This is a genomic window from Celeribacter halophilus, from assembly GCF_018860305.1.
Lineage (GTDB): Bacteria > Pseudomonadota > Alphaproteobacteria > Rhodobacterales > Rhodobacteraceae > Celeribacter > Celeribacter halophilus_A.
This window is the reverse complement of the sequence record NZ_JAHKPE010000010.1, coordinates 20388-28079: the sequence shown is the minus strand read 5'-3', so window position 1 is coordinate 28079 and position 7692 is coordinate 20388. Positions and strand designations below refer to the sequence as shown.

General features: G+C 54.9%; 4 protein-coding genes. 3 read left to right on the top strand and 1 reads right to left on the bottom strand.

Going from position 1 to position 7692, the window contains the following annotated elements:
* The first annotated feature begins 410 nt into the window (after positions 1–410).
* Both KO492_RS01255 and KO492_RS01250 read left to right on the top strand, forming a co-directional pair.
* Entirely contained in the window at positions 411–755 is a 345-nt protein-coding gene (locus tag KO492_RS01255) for a hypothetical protein (RefSeq protein WP_066601885.1), read from the top strand.
* A gap of 1604 nt (positions 756–2359) precedes the next feature.
* A complete protein-coding gene (locus KO492_RS01250) occupies positions 2360–3298 on the top strand; it encodes an alpha/beta hydrolase (RefSeq protein WP_216043308.1) in 939 nt (312 codons plus the stop codon).
* A gap of 737 nt (positions 3299–4035) precedes the next feature.
* Here the strand turns inward: KO492_RS01250 and KO492_RS01245 are convergent.
* Positions 4036–5916, bottom strand: a complete 1881-nt coding sequence (locus KO492_RS01245; protein ID WP_216043307.1) for a PhoX family protein — start codon at positions 5914–5916, stop codon at positions 4036–4038.
* 246 nt (positions 5917–6162) lie between these two features.
* Between KO492_RS01245 and KO492_RS01240 the strand changes: the two genes are divergently transcribed.
* Positions 6163–7290, top strand: a complete 1128-nt coding sequence (locus tag KO492_RS01240; protein ID WP_216043306.1) for a Fic family protein — start codon at positions 6163–6165, stop codon at positions 7288–7290.
* The last annotated feature ends 402 nt before the right edge of the window (positions 7291–7692 follow it).

The window sequence follows — 7692 nt, the reverse complement described above, 5'->3', positions numbered from 1 at the left end:
GCGCCGCCGTCCTGCTGCGCCTCAATCGAAAATATCCTGGCAGTCATTGAGCTGAATTACAGGCAAAGCCCCTGAAAGGGCAATCGCTGTCTGGGCCAGACTTCACCATAGGAAAAAACATGCGCATCACCGCGCCCCAGACATTCCGTGCATATTTAAACATACACAGATCATGCACAGAAATTCCCTGAATCTGATCGTTTTCGGCATTGTTACAAGAGATCACGAAGATCGGCGTATGGATCGCTGAAATTTGATATGCGTTTACGCACACTCATGTGGATAAAAACCTGATATTTGTTCAACTTTACACATTCGTGGTGAAGCCCTAAATATTATTCCATCGAGAGACGCAAAAACGAACAGACCGCGTCACCCACAAATAGAAATGAATTGAAAAGGATCACACCATGACATTCTCCCTCAAAACACTGACCGCCGCCGCTATCGTTGCTGTTGCAGGTACTGCCGCCGTTGCAGGCCCGAACTACATCATCCCGGGCAACCAGTCCTCCACCAAAACCGTAGCGAATGTTGAACTCGTGCGGGCCGAAGCTCCGGCCACTCTCGAAGTTTACTCCGTCCACGGTGGCGAACGTGTGGCTCTGCTCGGCTCGACCGACGTGAACGCTGGCGCAAACACCGATGTGAAAGTGAGCCTCGACGCAGGTGCCGCTCAATCCAACCTTGAGTTCGTCCTCGTCGGCTCCAACGGCGCAACCCTCGCCGACAAAAGCATCAACAACTACCAATAACAGGTGGTCCCGTTCGCTCTGAGCCTTTGTGCTCAGGGCGGATGGAAATCAGAAATGCCGCCGGAGTCCCCTCCCGGCGGCATTTTTGTGTTAGCAGACAAGTCAGGGCAGAAACCCAAATTCACGTCTTACACCAAGCGAATAGACATCCACACAACGCAGATTTGTTCAGAGACTCCCTCATGAAGAACTAACTCAAATATGAAGCTTGAAGTCCATGCGGCCATTGCCCGCCACATTCAACCATAGGTTGAAATCTCCCACGTTTTAATCACAGACAGAAGCCTTGCGACAGGGGGTCTTCCCGGTCGTTCATATGGAAGATCTCGAAATCAAGCGGTTCATGTTCCTGGCGTCCCCGCCACCTCATTTCGCATAGCCATCCGACGTGCAATCAAGTTGCCCTCCCCCCAAGAAACCGGACAGCTCAAAAGGGGAATTTGGCGACGTAAAACGGTCGCATGGGGCCTCACCAGTCGCCAATTGACTCAAGGCCTTCCGGGAACCAATTCCCGCGTACAAAAGATACCCACAGAGGCGACATGAGGGGCCCTGAGTGCGACCTGAAACTTCTTGTTTCTGGAGAGAGCGAAGGCGGACTGATAGCCTCTATTGGGCACTTTTTGGGGTTTGATTTCCGGCTCACAAGCAGCGTGTCGGCACCCCTATTTTTTACCGCGAAAAAGCGCTTAAATTTGACACCTAAAAAGTTTGAAAACCGCTGACGGAAAAAGGCCATTTTAAGTTTTTTTCGTACAGACGTAAACAGCGTAACGTATGTTATACCGCTGTTTGAAAGTGTACGAAACCCTACACCGCTGTTTCACTATGTACGAGAGATCATTGGATTTATCCGACTTTCGGTGTATCAAAAACGGGTGACGGGCGACCCTTCAAATCCCGTCACCAAATCGGGCGTTTTTAAGCTCTGAATTGCGAGCTGATTGATTGCCAAAACACCAAATGTTCCACGAATTTCGACACCAACCCCCCTCCCCCGACGCTACAAGCGCCCGCAGAGGCGATATGCGGGCCGCTGAGTGGTGTTTGAGCTTTTTTAGCTGGTATGGTAGCCAAAAGACTTTTTGAGGCCTCTTATGGTCGTTTTTTGAGGTTTTTATTTTGGGAGATTTTTGGCCGGGTGTTGCCTCAAATTTTCAACCCTCCATCGCCAAGAGGAAACATCCGCGAAATTGAGAGCCGGGCAATCGGCACGCGGGATCTTCGGCGGGATCTTCGATTGACCAGATTTGTGGTTGCACAAAGCTGAAGTTACTCAGGATGAATTTGCCCGATGCAGAATTTTGCGAGCCGCAAACCGTGCAGCCGCCCTATCCCTGCCATCAACAGCTCTCGCCGCAAGCTCGAGACTCTCTTGACTGGATCAGCCCCCCTGCTTCACGACCCCGGATCACGGGTTTGGCAATTGTGTGAGGCCCTCTCATGCGCAATCTCTTTGGAGGCTCAGTCTACGCGAACAGCTTGATCGGGACGATCAAGTTACAGATTGCCATTGTCCGAGCTTTCCTCAATCATAGGTTGTGAGCGCCCGCGTTTTGATCACGGGCAGAAATCTTGCGACGGAGATCTTCTCGGTCGCTCATATGGAGGGTCTCGAGATCAAGCGGTTCATGTTCATGGCTTTGGTCGGCCTATCTCTCGCGATCAGCTCACTCGGGACCCCGCTCTACGCGGAGGTCCGGTTTAACAATGCGACACGCAGCGACACCTTGGGACAGCCGGTCCGCTACGCCATCTATCTGCCGCCAGGGTATGATGCCGATGATCGCAGCTATCCCGTCCTTTATCTCCTGCATGGCGGCGGCAGCGGCCAGCCAAGCGATTGGTTCACCCTTGCCGGTCTCGACAAGATGCTCGACCGTCTGATCGAAGACGGCACAATCCGCCCGCTGATCGCCATTGCCCCCGATGGCCGCCGCGATGAGACGAATGAGGTGGCGACCTATTTTCTGAATGATCAGGACAGCGAGATGCTCTGGGAAGATATGTTCTTCGAGGACTTTATCCCTGCTGTGGAAACCCGCCACAAGGCCATCGCCAGCGGTGACGCCCGCGCCATTCTTGGAATATCGATGGGGGCGCTTGCCGGCGTGGTCTATCAGCTGCGCGCGCCTGACGCCTTTGCCGGAGTTGCCGCGCTCAGCTCGGCCTTCCGGACCGAAGATCAGGTTCTCGGTCTTTCACCAGACGCCTATCGCAGCCGCTACGCTGGCCTCTTGGGCCCGGAGCTGGAGGGGCGAGCGCGGCTGAATGAGGCTTGGGACGCGATACAGGGAGAGACATTGGTGGCGCAGACAGACGCAGCACGTTTCTCCCGCGTGCCGCGGCTCTATTTCGACATCGGTGCGGATGATCCGTTTTTCGAGGGCACAGCAGACCTGCACGTCACCCTGCGCAACGCGGGCATCCGTCACCGGTTTCGGGTCAGCGAGGGCGGTCATGACTGGAGATTCTGGCGGTCGTCGCTGGAACAGGCCATTTTGCATATCGATGCCGTCCTGACGCGCGGCTATGGCGAGTAAGAGGTTGGGGCAAGACAAGGGGCTCACAAGATCGCGGATCCAACCATTCTTCAGCGGACCAGTCGCATGATGTATGGATCACGCGCCTATCAGGCTGTCTTGTGACCTCAGTCAGAACCGCATGCGCATCCGTGCGTTTGCCCAAAGAGGCCTCAGTCTGCGCGCCCTAGCGTGGGCCCGCCAATGATTTCGCCCACCTGCTCGTCTTGCACCAGGCGGAGCCAATAAATCTGCAAAAATTATACGCGGTTTCGGCGACATTAGAGCGGTTTAACTGTCTAAATTTTTTGGAATTAAACCATCAACTTTTGACATCAGCCTGTCACATGTTTTTATCCTATCAATTAAAAACAATAGTTTAGACGAGAAATCTGCAAGCTAATGGATGATTTTCTAATAATTCACCGTTATACAGCATATTATTTATTTGATGTATAACACTTTGCGTCGCCCGGCTGACGCCTCGGCACACGACACCAAAGGGCAAAGTGATCAAGAGGCATTGCCTATTAGTAACGTCGGCACTCCACTCCTGAAAATCACCCGGACATCAGATTCACTCATAGCTCCAGGCCGGAATGTGACAACTCCTATGACCTGCTCTCGCGTACATACTCAGAGTCGTTTGGGCCAAATTTGGTAGAATACAATCCCCGTGTACGTAAACTTTAACGGCATAACAGGGTGCGAACTGTGCCGCACCCTGTTCGATCTCGTGTTGAATGCCTGGCTTGGCCTTAGCCGATCAAGGCACCATCTTCACGCCATACGGCGATCACCGACGAGCGCGGTTTGCCGTTACCGTCGGGCCAGGAACCGCCGGGGTGTTGAATGCCGACGAAGGCGACTTTCTTGTCCGGCGACCATGTGAGCCCCGTGACCTCGGCCCCATTCGGAGCTGTGAGGAAACGGGCGATTTCTCCGGTCTCGGTGTTGCCGACAAGCATCTGGTTGTTCCCTTGGCCTTCGAACTCGCCTTCGTTGCTGTCGTCGCCGTCGGTCTGGATCCAGAGGTAACCGTCGGAAGAGAATGCCATGCCATCGGGCGAGTTGAACATGTTGCCTGCGTTCACGTTTTCGGACCCTGCATAGGCATTGTCGTAGACGGTCGGGTTCCCGGCCATGACATAGAGATCCCATGTAAACTCAGTGGCACCGTGGTCTTCACCAGCCGGTTTCCAGCGCACGATTTGACCGTAATTGTTGGTCTCGCGCGGGTTCGGGCCGGTTGCAGGCGTTTCATCACCGCCAGCGTTCGGCTTGACGCCGCGGTTCTTGTTGTTGGTCAGCGCGCAATAGGCCTCGACCTTGAGCGGGTTGGCAGCAATCCATTCCGGTCGATCCATCGTGGTCGCGCCGACTTTGGAACCCGCGATCCGTGCGAAGACGAGGATGTCTTCTATCGGCATGCCCGTGGTTTCAGACGTCAATGCCAGCCACTCGCCGGTCAAGTCCTCGTTGAACTTGGCGACATAGAGCGTACCATCAGACAGAAGACCCTCGGTGGAGCCACCCTCTGTGTAAGTGCCGTTGGAGACGTATTTATACATGAATTCGCCACGTTCATCGTCGCCCATATAGACCACAACGCGACCGTCATTGGCCTGCACCATTTCGGCGTTTTCGTGTTTGAAACGACCCAGAGCGGTGTGTTTGACCGGTGTGGATGTGGGATCAAGCGGATTGATTTCCGTGACCCAGCCGTGACGGTTGGATTCGTTTGGCTCTTGTGTCAGGTCGTAACGCGGATCAAACTTCTCATATGCATAACGGCCTTCGCCGCCGATGCCGTAGCGTTTGAGACCTTCGGTCACCTCATAGTCGCCTGTGGCGCCGAAGTAGCCGTTGAAGTTCTCTTCGCAGGTCAGATAGGTGCCCCAGAGCGTCTTGCCGGAGCCGCAGTTGTTCATGGTGCCTTTGGGGTTCAGACCAGCCGGATCGGCTTTGGTCTTGACCAGATCGGAGCCGGCAGCCGGTCCGTCCATGATCATCTGGGTTTCATGGGTGATGCGGCGGTTGTAGGCACTGTCGACGACAACCTCGTAGCCGTCGCCATTGTCCGCGACTTCCACGACGGTCACGCCCTGCATATTCTTGAGCATCATGACTTCGTCGGCATTCTGCGGCATGCCTTCGGAGGCGACGGGCAGGTTGATCTTCGGGTTCACATATTCAGAATTGATCGCAAGGATCGTTTTGTCGCCATCGACAAAGGTCTCCATGCCATCTGTGTTTTCGCCAAAGACCTTGTCGGACATCTCGACCGGAACGCCGGTCTCTGAAGAATAGGCCCCTTGGGCTTCGGAAAACAGAGCGTCACCCCAACGCACGAGGGTTTTCCACTGGTAGCCTTCCGGCACATGAATGTCATGGTCGGTTGCAATGTCGATCGGCTTGAAGTTGAATCCCATGCCTTCTGCGCGAGCCGCAGAGGTCGAGGACATCAGGCCGGCTCCCATAGCAAGCGCGCCGGACCCGAAGGCCAGAGCGCCGCCCAAGAAACCGCGGCGCGAAATTGCGCGCTCGACAACGGCGTCAAATCCGTTGGCATCCGGGCGCGGATCGCGCAACTCGTCAAACTCGTCCCAAGACAGGTCGATGATATCCTGATCTTTCATCTCTAGCTCCTAAACAGCATGGCTGGAATGTCGGTGCCCGATCCGCACAGGGGGGAATGGGACCTCTGGCGCATTTGATGCCAAAGCGCTGCAACATTCGTGTGAATGTCTTGTGACGAGTGGATGAAAGGGAGGGTGGGGGGGGAAGTAACCTGACAATACCCCCAGTTCCTTTGAGCGATAGAGTTGACTTCTATGCATCACATATGATCTATTTTTGAGTTATAGGAAGGATATCTATAACTCATGGCTTGGAACTGGACGCTACCAGATTGGCCGGATTTCCGGTATGACGTCTCCGCTCTGGAGCCGTTCGAGCAGAAGTTTCTGCTGTCGTCCGGGGAGATCCTCGGCGCGGTCCACCACATCAGCCAGCCGGAGCGCGAGCAACTCCGCATCGAACTGCTCAGCGAGGAAGCTATACAGACGAGCGCCATCGAGGGTGAAATCCTCGATCGGATCAGTGTCCAGTCTTCGCTGCGCCGCCATCTGGGCCTCGATCCGCACAGCTACCCTGCCAAACCGCGCGAACAGGGCGTCGCGGAAATGATGGTCGACGTCTATTCCAACTTTGCGGACCCGCTGACCCACGAGACGCTGTACCGCTGGCATCTGATGCTCTTGTCCCATGACCGTCGGTTGGAAACCATCGGGGCCTACCGACAACACACCGAAGCGATGCAAATCGTTTCCGGCCGCCTAGAGCGGCCGACGATCCATTTCGAAGCGCCTCCCTCAGAGCGGGTCATGCCTGAGATGGAGCGATACGCTGATTGGTTCAACGAGACTAGGCCGAGGGGAGCACAGCCGCTTCCCGCCCTGACGCGCGCAGGACTAAGCCACCTCTATTTTGAGAGCATTCATCCTTTCGAAGATGGCAATGGCCGCTTGGGGCGCGCCCTCGCTGAAAAGTCGCTGGCACAAAACATTGGCCAGCCGACCCTCATCTCGCTCGCCTTCACCATTGAGAAGGAGCGAAAAGCTTACTACGATCAACTCGAGCAACATCAAAAAACGCTAGACGTAACCGATTGGCTTATCTGGTTCGCGGAAGTTGTCTTGAAGGCCCAACAGGTCACACTCGACCGCGTCGGTTTCTTCATCAGCAAGGCACACTTCTACGATCGTCACAGAGACCACTTGAACGAACGCCAGACCAAGGCCATCGCTCGAATGTTTCGGGAAGGCCCTGGTGGTTTCAAAGGCGGCCTCAGCGCCGACAACTATCTCAAGATCACCGGAACTTCACGCGCAACCGCGACCCGCGATCTGCAGGATCTGGTCGAGAAAGGTGCGCTCCGCCGAACCGGAGATCGACGTCATACGAGGTACTGGTTGAACCTGCATCCACGTGCAGAGAACCGACCACAATGATTATCGTCGCAGTGAGGCAGCGCCAATCCTGAAAGAGCTTTCATGGGGCAAAGTTCCACTAAGAGGCCGATACAACATTATTTTTTCGCTCTTTGCTTCATATTCTGCCGGTCTCCATTTCCGCTGCCTGACGCAAACTCGGTCGGTCCGCCTATCGTTTCATCTGCCGCGCAACGATTCATGTGGGAGCCCCAAAATTTTCCCGATTTCAATGTGATAATCGTTTCATGGCCTTGTCGGATCAAGACATTCTCGACTTTGTCGGCGAAAACCCGGGCGCCGGACGCGATGCCATCCGGAAAGGTGTTGCGAGGGATGTGAGCGAAACCACTATATGGCGTCTCTTAAAGCGAAGGTTCTGTCCCGCCATTCCTGCGCCACGCGGATGATGGAGAACGGGAT